The 15,521-nt window shown below is 70.9% G+C and carries 13 protein-coding genes; 9 read left to right on the forward strand and 4 right to left on the reverse strand.

Annotated elements, in window-relative coordinates; genetic code table 11:
- The coding region (locus ACFUC1_RS07235) for a hypothetical protein (protein WP_379118129.1) at positions 1-531 on the forward strand (531 nt) is incomplete at its 5' end.
- A gap of 141 nt (positions 532-672) precedes the next feature.
- On the opposite strand, the gene ACFUC1_RS07240 is transcribed toward ACFUC1_RS07235, so the two are convergent.
- Both ACFUC1_RS07240 and ACFUC1_RS07245 read right to left on the reverse strand, forming a co-directional pair.
- Positions 673-1,137, reverse strand: a complete 465-nt coding sequence (locus tag ACFUC1_RS07240; protein ID WP_379118131.1) for a nucleoside deaminase — start codon at positions 1,135-1,137, stop codon at positions 673-675.
- Complete coding sequence (locus ACFUC1_RS07245) at positions 1,134-2,678, reverse strand: PucR family transcriptional regulator (protein WP_379118133.1); 1,545 nt, start codon at positions 2,676-2,678, stop codon at positions 1,134-1,136. Before ACFUC1_RS07245 ends, ACFUC1_RS07240 begins: the two co-directional genes overlap by 4 nt.
- 109 nt (positions 2,679-2,787) lie before the next feature.
- On the opposite strand from ACFUC1_RS07245, the gene ACFUC1_RS07250 reads away from it, so the two are divergent.
- The gene (locus ACFUC1_RS07250; RefSeq protein ID WP_379118135.1) at positions 2,788-4,308 is read left to right on the forward strand and encodes a purine-cytosine permease family protein; all 1,521 of its coding nucleotides are present in this window, start codon (positions 2,788-2,790) and stop codon (positions 4,306-4,308) included.
- Positions 4,305-5,255, forward strand: coding sequence for a polysaccharide deacetylase (locus ACFUC1_RS07255; RefSeq protein WP_379118137.1), 951 nt, complete (start codon positions 4,305-4,307; stop codon positions 5,253-5,255). The genes ACFUC1_RS07250 and ACFUC1_RS07255 overlap by 4 nt, the downstream gene beginning before the upstream one ends.
- A gap of 75 nt (positions 5,256-5,330) precedes the next feature.
- Here ACFUC1_RS07255 and ACFUC1_RS07260 read toward each other — a convergent pair whose 3' ends face one another.
- Both ACFUC1_RS07260 and ACFUC1_RS07265 read right to left on the reverse strand, forming a co-directional pair.
- Complete coding sequence (locus tag ACFUC1_RS07260; protein WP_379118139.1) at positions 5,331-6,116, reverse strand: IclR family transcriptional regulator; 786 nt, start codon at positions 6,114-6,116, stop codon at positions 5,331-5,333.
- Between the two features lie 149 nt (positions 6,117-6,265).
- Entirely contained in the window at positions 6,266-7,483 is a 1,218-nt protein-coding gene (locus tag ACFUC1_RS07265; RefSeq protein WP_379118141.1) for a M24 family metallopeptidase, read from the reverse strand.
- 262 nt (positions 7,484-7,745) lie between these two features.
- Here ACFUC1_RS07265 and glyA point away from each other — a divergent pair, with 262 nt between their 5' ends.
- The 6 genes from glyA to ACFUC1_RS07295 all read left to right on the forward strand — a co-directional run bounded on the left by glyA (position 7,746) and on the right by ACFUC1_RS07295 (position 15,505).
- Positions 7,746-9,056, forward strand: a complete 1,311-nt coding sequence (gene glyA, locus ACFUC1_RS07270; protein ID WP_379118143.1) for a serine hydroxymethyltransferase — start codon at positions 7,746-7,748, stop codon at positions 9,054-9,056.
- A complete protein-coding gene (locus tag ACFUC1_RS07275) occupies positions 9,053-10,288 on the forward strand; it encodes a sarcosine oxidase subunit beta family protein (protein ID WP_379118144.1) in 1,236 nt (411 codons plus the stop codon). The genes glyA and ACFUC1_RS07275 overlap by 4 nt, the downstream gene beginning before the upstream one ends.
- Positions 10,289-10,370: 82 nt before the next feature.
- Positions 10,371-10,649: a sarcosine oxidase subunit delta gene (locus ACFUC1_RS07280; RefSeq protein WP_379118146.1), complete on the forward strand. Its 279-nt coding sequence runs from the start codon at positions 10,371-10,373 to the stop codon at positions 10,647-10,649.
- Positions 10,646-13,513, forward strand: a complete 2,868-nt coding sequence (locus ACFUC1_RS07285) for a sarcosine oxidase subunit alpha family protein (RefSeq protein ID WP_379118147.1) — start codon at positions 10,646-10,648, stop codon at positions 13,511-13,513. Before ACFUC1_RS07280 ends, ACFUC1_RS07285 begins: the two co-directional genes overlap by 4 nt.
- Positions 13,503-14,141, forward strand: a complete 639-nt coding sequence (locus ACFUC1_RS07290) for a sarcosine oxidase subunit gamma (protein WP_379118149.1) — start codon at positions 13,503-13,505, stop codon at positions 14,139-14,141. The genes ACFUC1_RS07285 and ACFUC1_RS07290 overlap by 11 nt, the downstream gene beginning before the upstream one ends.
- Positions 14,132-15,505, forward strand: coding sequence for an L-serine ammonia-lyase (locus ACFUC1_RS07295; RefSeq protein WP_379118151.1), 1,374 nt, complete (start codon positions 14,132-14,134; stop codon positions 15,503-15,505). Before ACFUC1_RS07290 ends, ACFUC1_RS07295 begins: the two co-directional genes overlap by 10 nt.
- Positions 15,506-15,521: the final 16 nt, after the last annotated feature.

Raw genomic sequence — 15,521 nt, forward strand, 5'->3', positions numbered from 1 at the left:
GGAACTCCGGCGGCTTCGGTGCAGGCATCTGACGGACTCCTCTCCAAGGCGATCATCGCCTCAGCTCAGGTGTCCGGGAAAGCGGGTCAGGCTCCGCACGCCCCTCTCGGCCAACGGCTGCACCAGCTCAACCACACCCGGCCCCAGCCCCTGCCCCCGCCCACCCCACACGCGACAGCCGACCAGGTGGACCAACCCGACGTGCTCACGGACACCGACGGCGGCCAGTGGGAGGTGACCACCGCCAGCGGCACCCGCTACGACGTCGACCAGCGCCGCATCCGGCGACGCCCACCTACCGCCACCGCGCCGGACAGCGACTGGAACTCCAGCGGCTCTGCCAGTCACCTCGGCCAAGACTTCCAGTGGCTACCACTGGACACTCTGGTGTGGTGCCGAAGAAGGCACCCCCTGCTCGCGCTAGACCTTCGCTCCGGCACCGCCGGCCGTGGCGGGTACGTCGTCTCCACCGTCGTGAAGTTGATCTGTCGCTGCCCCAGCGAAGACCCGCGCATGATCCCCGCACGATGATCATGACGAGATGGAGCCCGATGGCACTGCGTCACGCCATCACGGGCTGCTATACCGCGCTATAAACGCGCCGATCTGCTATACGCGCGGAGCCATTATGCGGTCGTTGACCAGCGCTGTACGCCGCCCGTTTGAGGCCACTCAGCGGCCTATGTCCTCGAACCAGAGATCGGGGTGGGCCTGCACGAACGAGTTCATCATTTCGAGGCAGGCGGCGTCATCCACCACCACCACGTCGACGCCGTGGGCGCGCAAGAGCTCCTCGGATGCCTCGTAGCTTTTGTTCTCGCCCACCACCACTCGCGGAATGCCATACAACAGAACGGTTCCCGCGCACATGAAGCAGGGCGAAAGGGTAGTGTAAAGGGTCGAGCGGCGGTACAGGGAGGCGGGCTGCCTTCCCGCCCTCTCGATGCAGTCCGTCTCACCGTGCCGGATCGCGCTGCCGAGCTGCACGCGTTGGTTGCGCCCACTCGCCACCAGCACGTCGTCGCACACCATGGCCGCGCCGATGGGGATCCCGCCCTCGGCGAGCCCGGAGCGTGCCTCATGCACGGCGACGTCCAGCCATCGCCGGTCGTCCTCCACGGTGGATGGAGCGTTCATCGGGCCTCCGTCGGTCGCCAGGGGTGGTAGCCCGGAAGTATGCCGCGCCGACGCGTCCGCTCGACCTCCACCGCGACCGTGATGGCGGCCCAGCGGTCGGAGGAGGGGTCCGGGTGGCCGAGGATCGCCATGACGCGTTCCAGCCGCTGGTACAGGGTCTGCCGCTGGAGGTGTAGCGCCGACGCGGTCTGGGTCTTGTGCCCGGCGTGCCGCAGGTACGCGGCGAGGGTGCCGAAGAGGTCCGACCCGCGAGCCCGGTCGTGCTCCAGCAGGTCACCCAGGACCTCGTCGACGAACTCCGCCGTCATGGCCGGGCGGTTGACGGCGGAGAGGAACCGGTCCATGGCGAGGGCACCTGCGTCGACCACGAGCTCCCTGTCACCCTCGCCCCCCAGCTCCAGCGACAGCTCGGCCTCACGCAGGCACCTGCCCAACGTCGTGACGTCCCGTGACCCGGGCCCGACCGTGATTCGCACCTGCGGTGGAAGCGGCGTGTCGCGCAGGTCCCGCAGCACACGCTGGCGCGCGGCCGACAGGGGCTCGGTCCGGTCGAACGCGACGACGGCGGTGTAGCGGTCATGGGTGAGCTCCGAGACCGCGCGTCGACCAGCGCGTCGCAGGGCGGAGTCGATGCCGGCTGCCCAACGCGGGTCGTCCCCGACCCTCCCGACGACCGTGGCCCACGCGGTGTGGGCCCGGATTCCCAGCTGGTCGGCCAGCTCGAGCAGGCGCCGAGGGGAGCGCGCTCCCCGGACCAGGGTGGTGATGAACTCGTGCGTCTCGCGCTCAAGCTGGGACAGCGGGCTCCAGCGCAGCAACGCCAGACCTAGGGCTTCGGGGGCGCGCTCTCGGGCTGCTTGCAGCATGAGCAAGTCGCTGTCGCCGGTCGGCACCAGGGCCAGGATCGCCACGGTGACACCGGCGCTCGTCACGGGGGCCGTGAGCGCCTCGCCGTGACGCCCGTTTCCCAGGGACGAGGGGTGAACCGCCTCCGCGATGGGCTCACCCCCCGGTCGGGTGAGCCGCACGGTTGCGTGCGCGACACGGCTCAGGATGGCTGCCAGCTCCGGCAGCTCGGCCCCCTCCGCTAGCCCGGCGGCGAGGGCGTGCGAGACCCGGTCGGCCAGTTGGAGGCGGCGCACGGACTCGTTGATCAGCCCGCTGTTGATGCTCTGCGTCACCTCGACGAAGCGCACCACCCCGTGCAGCTCGATGATCGGGAACCCGCGGCGCTCGGCCTCGTCGACCATCTCCGGCGGGACGAGCGGCAGACGCGTTCCCGTCTCCAGCGCCAGGCCCGCTGCCCCGCCCTCCGCGAGCTCGGCGATGTACGTGCGACGCACGTCCTCGCTGGCCTCGGCGAGTGACGCCCCCCCGACGAGGAGCAGCTCACCACCGCGCAGCAGGGATGCGACGTCCAGAACCTCGCTCGTGTGCACCCAGCGCACCGACCTGCCCAATGCTTCGGCACCGGCATGGACGACGGGGTGCGAGGCGGCGAGACTGGGATCCGCGAGTAGGTCGCGCAGCGCAAGAGCCATGACGTTCCGTCCATTCCTTGGCGATGTTGACTGACAGTATGTCTCTTGTGACGGGTGGGAGCCAGCGCTCACCATGGTCGGCAACCCCCCTCCAAGGACGGAGATCCCCATGAGTGCAAGCACCGCCCCCAGCCCCCACGACGTCGAGCAGGTCCTCCAACCGATCCCCGAGTCGGCCCGGACCCACAGCGTGTCCGGCCAGTTCTGGATCTGGGCCGGCGCGAACATCGCGCCCATCAACTGGGTGCTCGGCGCACTGGGCGTCCAGCTCGGTCTCGGGCTCCGCGACACCCTGATCGTCCTCGTGGCCGGGAACCTGATCGGCATGGCGCTCTTCGGCCTCTTCGTCCTCATGGGCCAGCGGACGGGTGTGACGGGCATGGTGCTGTCGCGGGCCGCGTTCGGCCGCCGCGGCGCCTACCTCCCGGCCACGATCCAGGCAGGCCTGGCGATCGGGTGGTGCGCGGTGAACACGTGGATCATCCTCGACCTGGTCATGGCCCTGCTGGGCAAACTCGGGGTCCTCGACCCGGCAGCCCACAACTACGTCGCCAAGGTGTTTGTCGCAGCCGTCATCATGGGCATCCAGGTGGCCATCTCGTGGATCGGGTACCGGGCGATCTCCACGTTCGAGCGATGGACCGTGCCCCCGACCGTCGTCGTCCTCGTCGGGATGTCGCTCGTGGCCTGGTTCAAGCTGCACGTCAACTGGGGCTATGCCGGACCCGCGGGCCACGTCCTCACGGGTGAGGCGCGCTGGGCCGCCATGACGGCCGTCATGACCGCCATCGGCATCGGCTGGGGCATCACGTGGTTCACCTATGCCGCCGACTACTCGCGCTTCGTCAGCACGGCCATGCCCCGCCGGCGCCTGTACTCCGCCAGCGTGCTCGGCCAGTTCATCCCTGTGGTGTGGCTGGGTGTCCTCGGCGCCACGCTGGCGACCAAGAACGGCTCGGTCGACCCCGGCAAACTCATCGTCGACAACTACGGCGCCCTGGCGCTGCCGGTGCTGCTGCTGGTCATCCATGGCCCGATTGCCACGAACATCCTCAACATCTACACGTTCTCCGTCGCGGCCCAGGCCCTCGACGTCAAGGTCGAGCGCCGCAAGCTCAGTGTCTTCGTCGGGATAATCGCGATGCTCGCCGTCGTCTTCTTCATCTTCCAGTCGGACCTCGCGACGATCCTCGACACCTGGCTCATCGGGATCGTCGCCTGGGTGGCGGCCTGGGGTGGGATCATGCTGGTGCACTACTACCGGTTCGAGCGCGGCCGGATCGACGCACCCCGGCTCTTCGAGCCGGTCGGCACGCGCCGGTTGCCTGACGTCAACTGGGCAGCCATGACCGCCTTTGCGGTGGGTGTCATCGCCACCTGGCTCTTCATGTACGGACTGACGCCGGCTCTCCAGGGCTTCGCGGCCAGGGCCATGGGCGGGGTGGACCTGTCCTGGTTGGCCGGCGGCGTCGCCGCAGCCGGGACGTACGCCCTGTTGGGCGGGCGGGTGCACGCGCGGTATGCCGCCGTCGACCCGGGCGAGGCCGTCGCCACGACGGCCACCGACGAGCTCTCCGCACCGGCCCTCCCCGCACCGGCCGGCTCCGTGGCCCTGGGGTCGGACCTGTGAGCGGCGCCGACACCCCCGTGGCCACCTGGCCTGCCGGGCGCAGGGCCGCAGCCTCCTTCACCTTCGACGTCGACGCCGAGTCCTGCGTGCTGGCCCACGACCCCGGCGCGGTCAACCGGATGTCACTGATGTCGCACCAGTCCTACGGCCCGAAGGTCGCGGTGCCCAAGCTGCTGGCGATGCTCGCACGCCAAGAGGTGCGTGCCACGTTCTTCGTCCCGGGCTTCACCGCCGAGTCACACCCGGACATGCTCCGCGCGATCGTCGACGCGGGCCACGAGATCGGTCACCACGGCTACCTGCACGAGCAGATGCAGGGCATCTCGCGGGACACGGAGGCGGGCTATCTCGACCGCGGACTGGACGCCCTGCACTCCGTCGCCGGCGTGGTCCCGGTCGGGTACCGCGCACCTTGGTGGGAGATGAACTGGCACACGCCCGAGCTGCTCGCGGAGCGAGGGTTCCGGTACGACTCGAGTCTGCTCGACGGGGACGCGCCGTACCGTTTCCAGGTGTCACCGGGCTCCAGCCGGGACATCGTGGAGATCCCGGTCGACTGGGCGCTCGACGACTGGGAGCAGTACGCCTTCTACCCGGGCTGGACGGGCAGCGGGGTGATCGAGAGCCCGAACAAGGCTAAGGAGCTCTGGTTCCTCGAGGCGCAGGCACAGCACGCCCAGGGTGGCTGCTGGGTCCTGACCAACCACCCCTTCATCTCCGGCCGACCCGGCCGGCTCGCCGCGCTCGAGCAGCTCGTCGAGGAGGTCAAGGGGCTGGACGGAATGTGGGTCACCACGCTGGCCGAGATCGCCGAGCACACGGCCAGGACCAGCGACGAGGTCCGGGTCCACGATCGCTACACCGTCCCGTCCTTCCCGGACGTCGCAATCCGGCGCAACGGGATGCGCGTCGGCGAGACGGATCGTGACCGGCTGGCCAGGGCCTGAGCCGGCCCGCCGCGACGACCGTGGCCCCGCACCTCTCGTGGTGCGGGGCCACGCCCGTTGTGCGGGGTCCAGGTATCAGGCCGAGCTGCCGAGCCGGGCCGACACGTCCCGGGCGGCCTCGGCGACGTCTCGGGCCAGCACCTCGAGGAGCGCGGGCGGCACCCGGAACCGAGGGGCTGAGAGCATGACGGCCGCTGTCGTGACCCCGCGGTGGTCGCGGACCGGTGCGGCGATCCCCACCTCCTCGGCCGACGTGCGCCCGTCGTTCACGGCGAAGCCCTGCGTGCGCACCTGCTCGAGCTCGGCGGTGTAGGCGTCGAGCGTGTGCTCGTCGTACGTGCCGGCGAGGAGGCGGCGCTCGAACAGGTGCGCGACGTCGGAGGCGTCAAGCTCGGCCAGGAACACCTTGACCGAGGAGCTCTCATATGTGTCGTAGCGGGTGCCGATGGTCGCGGTGTGCTTGACCTGCTTCGGGCTGGGCACCTGTTCGACGACGACGGCCTCGTGGCCGTTCCACACCATGAGTGCGCTGGTCTCGCCCGTGCGCTCGGTCAAGCGCTGCAGGGCGGCGCCTGCGACGCGTCGGACGTCGAGGTCGGCCAGCAGGGGACCGGTCAGTGCGATGAGTCCCAGGCCGAGGCGGAACCGGCCGCCGGCCGGCTCGCGCTCGACATACCCCGCCTGCTCGAGGGTCGCCAGGATCCGCGAGACCGTGCTCTTGTGCAGCCCGACCCGGCGCGCGATCTCGGTCACTCCGAGCACCGGCTCCTGGATCGAGAACGCCTCCAGCACGGCCAGGCCGTTGAGCAGCACCGAGGCGCCACGGGCCTCGGGATTCCGCTCGGTGTCGTCGCTCGGCACGGTTCCTTCTTTCGTGGGCGGGTGGATGCGGATCGTATGCCGGGGCCGGGCGCCCGTTCCACCGGCGGCCCGGCGCGCCCCCGGAGGGGTTCGTGCCACGGCCCCCGCGTCCGGCAGGACGCGGGGGCCGTGGTCGGGATGCGTCCCGTTCAGGCTCCGAGGATGTTGTGCTCGGGCCCAAAGGGGAACTTGGTGATGTTCTCCGCACCGTCCTCGCCGATTACGAGGATGTCGTGCTCGCGGTAGCCTCCCGCGCCGGGCCGGCCCTCCGGAACCATGATCATGGGCTCCATGGAGACGACCATGCCCGGCTCCAGGACCGTGTCGATGTCCTCGCGGAGCTCCAGGCCCGCCTCCCGGCCGTAGTAGTGGGACAGGACCCCGAAGGAGTGGCCGTAGCCGAAGGTGCGGTTCGGAAGCAGGCCCTCAGCCTCGTAGATCTCGTTCAGCTCGGCGCAGATGTCCTTGCACACCGCGCCCGGCTTGATCAGCTCGAGTCCCCGGCGGTGCACCTTGACGTTGACCTCCCACAGCCGCAGGTGCTCGGCCGACGGCTCGCCCCAGAAGAGCGTGCGCTCCAATGCCGTGTAGTAGCCGGCGATCATCGGGAAGCAGTTGAGGGAGAGGATGTCGCCGTGCTGGACCTGGCGGGACGTGGCCCAGTTGTGCGCCCCGTCGGTGTTGACGCCGGACTGGAACCACACCCACGTGTCCCTCAGCTCGGCGTGCGGGAACGTTCGCGCGATCTCGCGGATCATCGCGTTCGAGCCGGCGATGGCGACCTCGTACTCGGGCACGCCTTCGTAGATCGCCTCCCGGATCGCATCTCCGCCGAGATCGCCGATGCGCGCTCCGTGCTTGATGACCTCGATCTCCTCGGCCGACTTGACCATCCGCTGGCGCATCACCCTCTGGGAGACGTCGAGGAGTTCCATGCCGGTGTACTCGGCGACCTTGTGCCGCAGCAGGCCGTTGATGTGGTCGTCCTCGACACCGAGGCGCCCGCCCCTGATGCCCTCCTTCGCAAGCACCTGCTGCACCGCATACAGGTGGTTGTCACGCTGCCAGTCGGTGTACACGACGTTCTCGCCGAAGGTGCGCCGCCAGGGCATGCCGGCGTCGATGTTGGCCGAGATCGTGGTCGAGGACCCGGGGGTCACCACGAGGTAGTAGTTGCGCCCGAAGGATGTGTAGAGGAAGTCCGAGTAGTAGTTGATGTTGTGGTAGCTGGTGAAGAGCACGGCGTCGAGACCCTCGTCCGCCATCACCTTGCGCAGCTTGGTCAGCCTGGCTTCCATCTCTTGGGCAGAGAAGGTCGGCTGCACCTTCTCACCGTTGGGGATGTCCTTCAGTCGTTCGAGGTTCATGGGGCACGTCCTTTCGGGCCTGGATCACCGCTGCTCGCATGTTGCTAGGAGTGCAACAAGGATGCGACTAGTCGGACGGTAGGCCACCGCCGCAATGGTGTCAACGGGGGTTAGCTGAGCCGCAGTGCAGCCTCTGACGCGCGGTCGTCGTCGATGTAACTGGTCCGTCTTGGCGGTGGCTGCTTCGCTTTGATAGCAACAGTGTTGACACTTGCGCAACGATGGGTCACGCTGGCTCCACTCTCTCCGAAAGGACGCCGACATGGCTCTCACCGCTGGCCTGCGCCATCAGTCCCTGCTGGACACCCCCCTGTCCGAGCTCGACCCCGAGGTCGCCGAGGCGCTCCGCGACGAGCTCGCCCGCCAGCGGGGCACCCTCGAGATGATCGCGAGCGAGAACTTCGCCCCGCTTGCCGTCATGGAGGCGCAGGGCTCGGTGCTGACCAACAAGTACGCCGAGGGCTACCCCGGCCGGCGCTACTACGGCGGCTGCGAGCACGTCGACGTGGTCGAGCAGCTGGCCATCGACCGGGTCAAGGCGCTCTTCGGGGCGGAGGCGGCCAACGTCCAGCCGCACTCCGGAGCCCAGGCCAACGCCGGCGCCATGTTCGCGCTGCTCGAGCCCGGTGACACCATCCTGGGCCTCGACCTGGCGCACGGCGGCCACCTGACCCACGGAATGCGGATCAACTTCTCCGGCAAGCTCTACCGGGTCGTCGCCTACCGGGTCTCCGAGAGCGACCACCGCGTCGACATGGCCGAGGTGCGCCGGCTCGCCCGCGAGCACCGGCCCAAGCTCATCGTCGCCGGCTGGTCGGCGTACCCGCGCCAGCTCGACTTCGCCGAGTTCCGGGCCATCGCCGACGAGGTGGGTGCCTTCCTCATGGTCGACATGGCGCACTTCGCCGGCCTGGTCGCCGCCGGCCTGCACCCCAGCCCGGTGCCGCACGCCCACGTCGTGACGACCACGACCCACAAGACCCTCGGCGGCCCTCGCGGCGGAGTGATCCTCTCGACCGCTGAGCTGGCCAAGAAGATCAACAGCGCCGTCTTCCCCGGCCAGCAGGGCGGCCCACTCGAGCACGTCATCGCGGCCAAGGCCGTGGCCTTCAAGGTCGCCGCGAGCGAGGAGTTTGCCGACCGGCAGCGCCGCACCCTCGAGGGCGCGCAGATCCTGGCCGAGCGGCTCACCCGTCCCGACGTCGCCGCGGCCGGCATCAGCGTCCTCACCGGCGGCACCGACGTGCACCTCGTGCTCGTCGACCTGCGCCACTCCGAGCTCGACGGCCAGCAGGGCGAGGACCGCCTGCACCGCATCGGCATCACCGTGAACCGCAACGCCGTCCCCTTCGACCCGCGCCCGCCGATGGTGAGCTCGGGCCTGCGGATCGGCACCCCGGCCCTGGCCAGCCGTGGCTTCGGCGCCGAGGAGTTCGCCGAGGTCGCCGACATCATCGCCGCCGCGCTCCAGCCCGAGCTCGACGACACCACGGCCGACCTCCTCAAGGCCCGCGTCACCGCGCTGGCCGACCGCTTCCCCCTCTACCCGGACCTCGACGGAGACCTCTCATGAGCACGCCCCGCACCCCCGGCGCCGAGCTGCCGGACCACCCCGACTTCCTCTGGCGCAACCCCGAGCCCAAGAAGTCCTACGACGTCGTCATCGTCGGTGGCGGCGGCCACGGCCTGGCCACCGCCTACTACCTGGCCAAGAACCACGGCATCACCAACGTCGCCGTGCTCGAGAAGGGCTGGCTGGCCGGCGGCAACATGGCCCGCAACACCACGATCATCCGGTCCAACTACCTGTGGGACGAGAGCTCGGGCATCTACGAGCACTCCCTCAAGCTGTGGGAGACCCTCGCCGAGGACCTCGACTACCCGATCCTGTTCAGCCAGCGCGGCGTGCTCAACCTCGCCCACAGCCTCCAGGACGTGCGCGACTCGGTCCGCCGGGTCCACGCCAACCGCCTCAACGGGATCGACGCCGAGTGGCTGGACCCGCAGCAGGTCAAGGAGGTCTGCCCGATCGTCAACATCTCGCCGGACGTCCGCTACCCCGTGCTCGGCGCGACGTACCAGCCGCGGGCCGGCATCGCCAAGCACGACTACGTCGCATGGGGCTTCGCCCGGCGGGCCAGCGAGATGGGCGTCGACCTCATCCAGGACTGCGAGGTGCAGGGCATCGACGTGCAGGACGGCCGGGTCACCGGCGTGCGCACCAGCCGCGGCACCATCCGCGCGGGCAAGGTCGCCCTGGCGGCGGCCGGCCACACCTCGGTGCTCACCGACATGGTCGGCCTGCCCGTGCCGATCCAGTCGCACCCGCTGCAGGCCCTGGTCTCCGAGCTCCTCGAGCCGGTGCACCCGACGGTCGTGATGTCCAACGCCGTGCACGTCTACGTCTCGCAGGCGCACAAGGGCGAGCTCGTCATGGGCGCCGGCATCGACGGCTACAACGGCTACGGCCAGCGCGGCGCGTTCCACATCATCGAGCGGCAGATGGCCGCGGCGCTCGAGCTGTTCCCCGTCTTCGCGCGGGCCCACCTGCTGCGCACCTGGGCCGGCATCGTCGACACCACGCCCGACGCCTCGCCGATCGTCGGCCTGACGCCGATCGACGACCTGTACCTCAACTGCGGCTGGGGCACCGGCGGCTTCAAGGCCACGACCGGCGTGGGCTGGTGCTTCGCGCACACCGTCGCCACCGGTGAGCCGCACCCCTACAACGCCCCCTTCACCCTCGAGCGCTTCACCACCGGCGCGCTCGTCGACGAGCACGGCGCCGCCGCCGTCGCCCACTGAGCCGGACCGAGCTCACACCGCACCGCCCAGACGTCAGCCCCAGACCTCAGCCCAGTCCTGAGAGCAAGACCAGGAGCACACCATGCAGCTCATCGCCTGCCCGCACTGCGGGCCCCGTGAGGAGACCGAGTTCCACTACGGGGGCCAGGCCCACGTGGCCTACCCCTCCGACACCAGCGCTCTCTCCGACGAGGAGTGGGGCCGGTTCGTCTTCTTCCGTGACAACCCCAAGGGTCCCTTCGCCGAGCGCTGGGTCCACACCGGCGGGTGCCGACGGTGGTTCAACGCCGTCCGCGACACCGCCACCCACCAGATGCTGGCGGTCTACCGCCTCGACGAGCCGAAGCCGGTGATCGCATGAGCGCCCAGGAGTTCCGGCGGCCCACCGGTGGCCGCATCGACCGCTCCCGCGAGCTCTCCTTCACCTTCGAGGGCAGGACCCTCACCGGTCACGCGGGCGACACCCTCGCTTCGGCCCTGCTCGCCAACGGCGTCCACCAGGTCGCGACGAGCATCAAGCTGGGCCGCCCGCGCGGCACCTTCGCCGCCGGCGCAGAGGACCCCAACGCCCTCGTCCAGGTCGAGACGCCCTTCCCCGAGCCCATGCTCACCGCCACCACCGTCGAGCTCTTCGACGGCCTGCGCGCCCGTGGCCTGCCCGGCCAGGGCCGCCTCGCCGAGGACCCCGACCCGGCGCGCTACGACGCCATGCACGCGCACTGCGACGTGCTCGTCGTGGGCGCGGGCCCCGCCGGTCTCACCGCGGCGCTGACCGCGGCGCGCTCCGGCGCCCGTGTGGTCGTCGTCGACGACGAGCCGGAGGCCGGGGGCTCGCTGCTCGCCGGCACCGAACGGGTCGACGGCGCCCCGGCGCTCGAGTGGGTCGCGCGCGCGGTCGCCGAGCTCGTGGCACACCCGGACGTGCGGGTGCTCCAGCGCACCACCGCCTTCGGCCACTACGACGACGGCTTCGTGCTCGCGCTGCAGAAGCGCACCGACCACCTCGGCGCGCAGGCGCCGGAGCACGTGTCACGCCAGCGGGTCTGGCGCATCCGGTCACGCCACGTCGTCGTCGCGACCGGCGCCCACGAGCGCCCGATCGTGTTCGCCGGGAACGACCGTCCGGGGATCATGCTCGCCGGCGCGGCGCGCACCTACCTGGGGCGGTATGCCGTGGTGCCCGGCTCCGAGGTCGTCGTGTTCACGACCGACGACGCCGCCTACGCGGCGGCGGTGGAGCTGGCCGACGCCGGCGCCCACGTGGCCGCCGTCGTCGACGCCCGTCCCTCCGCCCCGGCCCACTGGGCCGAGGAGTGCGCGAGCCGGGGGATCGAGGTCAAGGCCGGCCACGTCGTCACGGGTACCAGCGGGACCGAGCGGGTCACCCGGGCCCACGTCGCGCCGTTCGAGGGCGGGCGGCTCGGTGCCCGGACGGGCATCACCTGTGACCTGCTGCTGGTCTCCGGCGGCTGGAACCCGGCGGTCCACCTGTTCAGCCAGGCCCGCGGGAAGCTGCGCTACGACGCCACGATCGGCGCCTTCGTCCCCGGCGACCCGGTCGAGGGGACCAACGTGGCCGGGGCGGCAAGCGGTGAGCTCACCCTGGCGGGCGCCTTCGAGTCCGGCCGTCGTGCGGCCCTCGAGGCGCTGGGGGCCCTGGGGTTCGACGCCCAGCCGGTCACCCTGCCGGAGGTGGAGGAGCAGCCCGACGGCCTGCCGACGCACGTGCTCTGGGCCGTCCCCGACCCGGACCCCGACGGCGGCTACGAGGACCGGCGCTTCGTCGACCTCCAGCGCGACGCCACCGTGGGCGACATCCTGCGCGCCACCGGTGCCGGCCTGCGCTCGGTCGAGCACGTCAAGCGCTACACCACGATCGGCACGGCGCACGACCAGGGCAAGACCTCCGGCGTCATCGCCTCCGGCATCGTCGCCGAGGCCCTCGGCGTCGACGTCGGCCAGCTGGGCACGACGTCGTTCCGGCCGCCCTACACGCCCATCGCGTTCGCAGCGCTGGCCGGGCGCGACCGCGGCCAGCTGCACGACCCGGTGCGCGTCACCGCGATCCACGACTGGCACGTCATGCACGGCGCCGAGTTCGAGAACGTCGGGCAGTGGAAGCGGCCCTGGTACTACCCGCAGGACGGGGAGGACCTCGAGACCGCGGTGCTGCGCGAGTGCCGGGCCGCCCGCGAGTCGGTCGGCATGATGGACGGCTCCACGCTGGGCAAGATCGACGTCCAGGGCCCCGACGCCGCCGAGCTCCTCGACCGGCTCTACACCAACCTGATGAGCAGCCTCAAGGTCGGCTCCGTGCGCTACGGCGTCATGTGCGGCCTCGACGGCATGGTCATCGACGACGGCACGGTCATCCGGGTCGCCGACGACCGGTTCCTCGTCACCACCACGACCGGCAACGCGGCCACGATCCTGGAGTGGATGGAGGAGTGGCTCCAGACCGAGTGGCCCGAGCTGCGGGTCCACCTCACGTCGGTGACCGAGCAGCTGGCGACGATCCCGCTCGTCGGCCCGCGTTCGCGGGACGTGCTCGCCGCCGTGGCGCCCGACCTCGACGTCAGCAACGACGCGTTCCCGTTCATGACGTGGCGCGACACCGAGGTCGCCGGGGTGCCGGCCCGGGTGTGCCGGATCAGCTTCTCCGGCGAGCTGGCCTACGAGGTCAACGTGCCCGCGTGGCACGCGACCGCGGTCTGGGAGGCGCTCTTCGAGGCCGGCCAGCCCTACGGGATCACGCCGTACGGCACGGAGACGATGCACGTCCTGCGCGCCGAGAAGGGCTACCCGATCATCGGCCAGGACACCGACGGCACCGTCACCCCGCAGGACCTGGGGATGGAGTGGGTCGTGTCGAAGAAGAAGGAAGACTTCGTCGGCAAGCGGTCGTTCAGCCGCCCCGAGAACCAGCGACCCGACCGCAAGCAGCTGGTCGGCCTCCTGCCCGTCGACGGCGACGTCCTGCTCCCCGAGGGCGGCCAGGTCGTCGAGGTGGACGACCTGCCGCAGCCGCCGGTCCCCATGCTCGGCCACGTCACGTCGAGCTACCGCAGCGCGGCCCTCGGCCGCACCTTCGCCCTCGCCCTCGTCCGCTCCGGACGCGAGCGCATCGGGCAGACCCTGTACGTGCCACTCGAGGACGGCCTGGTCCCGGTCACCGTGACCGACAGCGTCCTGTTCGACAAGGAGGGCAGCCGCCGTGACGGTTGAGATCACCACCCAGTCCCAGAAGAGCAAGCCGATCGGGCGCACCAGCCCGCTGCAGGGGTATGCCGGCCGGCTGGCCGAGCTGCCGCAGGGCGTCACCGTCAGGGAGGTGCCCTTCCTCACCCAGCTCGACGTGCGGGTGGACCCCGCCGGGCCGGAGGCCGCCGAGGCGGCCCGGGTGCTGGGGGTGGCCCTCCCGACGACGGCCAACACCGCGGTCAGCGGGGCCGACGGTGTCGAGGTGCTGTGGCTCGGGCCCGACGAGTGGCTGGTCGTCGCCCCGCCCGACCAGGCGGCGCTCGAGCCGGCGCTGCGCGAGGCCCTCGGGTCGGCAGGCGTGGTGGTCGACGTGTCGGCGCACCGCACCACGATCGCGGTCTCCGGGCCCTTGACCCGGGACGTCCTGGCCCGCGGGTGCTCGCTCGACCTCGACCCTCGCGTCAGCCCGGCAGGCACCTGCGTGCAGACCCTCCTCGCGCTGACCGGCGTCGTCCTCGTCGTGCGCGACGACGTCACGCGGGACGGGGGTGGCGAGGTCCGGCTCCTCGTGCGGTCCTCGTTCGCCCGCTACCTCGCCGACTGGCTGCTCGACGCCTGCCGCGAGTACGAGGACGACTCCTCGTGGCAGTGAGCGCCTTCGACCTGTTCAAGGTCGGCATCGGCCCGTCGAGCTCGCACACCGTCGGGCCGATGCGGGCAGCCTGTTCCTTCGCCACCACACTGGAGAAGGACGGCCTGCTCGAGCAGGTGCGCGCCGTGCGGGCCGAGCTGTTCGGCTCGCTCGGCGCCACCGGCCACGGCCACGGCAGCGTCAAGGCCGTGGTGCTCGGGCTGCAGGGCGAGGTGCCCGACGAGGTCGACCCCGTGGCCGCGGAGCCGGCGGTCCGCGCCGTGCGCGAGGAGGGGCGCCTGGCCCTCCTCGGCCGGCACGACATCGACTTCGCCGTCGACGACGACGTCGTGCTGCACCGCCGCAAGCGCCTGGAGTTCCACAGCAACGGCATGCGGTTCCGCGCCCTCGACGCCGCGGGGGAGGTGCTGGCGCAGCGCGACTACTACTCGGTCGGGGGCGGCTTCGTCCTCGACGAGTCGGAGATCGGCGAGAAGCGTCTGGTGCCCGACTCGACGCCGGTGCGCTACCCGTTCACCACCGGCGCGCAGCTGCTCGACCGGTGCCGCGAGTCGGGCCTGCCGATCAGTGGGGTCATGCTCGCCAACGAGCTGTCCTGGCGCTCGGAGGAGGAGGTGCGGGCCGGCCTGCTGCGCATCTGGTCGGTGATGCAGGAGTGCGTCGCCCGGGGCTGCGCCACCGACGGCGTGCTGCCCGGTGGCCTGAAGGTGCGCCGCCGCGCCGCCCAGCTCAGCGCATCGCTGGAGCACCGCCCCGACGCGGACGACCCGCTCCGCGCCATGGACTGGGTCACCCTGTTCGCGCTGGCCGTCAACGAGGAGAACGCCGCCGGCGGCCGGGTCGTCACCGCCCCGACCAACGGCGCGGCCGGCATCATCCCGGCCGTCCTGCACTACTACGAGAAGTTCGTGCCGTCGTCCAGCGAGGACGGCGTCGTGCGGTTCCTGCTCACCGCGGCCGCGATCGGGTTGCTGTTCAAGGAGAACGCGTCGATCTCGGGTGCAGAGGTCGGCTGCCAGGGCGAGGTCGGGTCGGCGTGCTCGATGGCCTCGGCCGGCCTCGCGGAGGCGCTCGGCGGCACCCCCGAGCAGGTCGAGAACGCCGCCGAGATCGGCATCGAGCACAACCTCGGCCTCACCTGCGACCCCGTCGGCGGGCTCGTGCAGATCCCCTGCATCGAGCGCAACGCCGTCGCGTCGGTGAAGGCGATCACCGCCGCGCGCATGGCGATCCGCGGCGACGGGCAGCACCACGTCTCGCTCGACAAGGCGATCAAGACGATGCGCGAGACCGGTGCCGACATGAAGGACAAGTACAAGGAGACGGCACGGGGAGGGCTCGCCCTCAACGTCGTCGAGTGCTGACCGGCCCGAGCCGGCG

It is taken from the genome of Pedococcus sp. NPDC057267 (assembly GCF_042668795.1).
Lineage (GTDB): Bacteria > Actinomycetota > Actinomycetes > Actinomycetales > Dermatophilaceae > Pedococcus.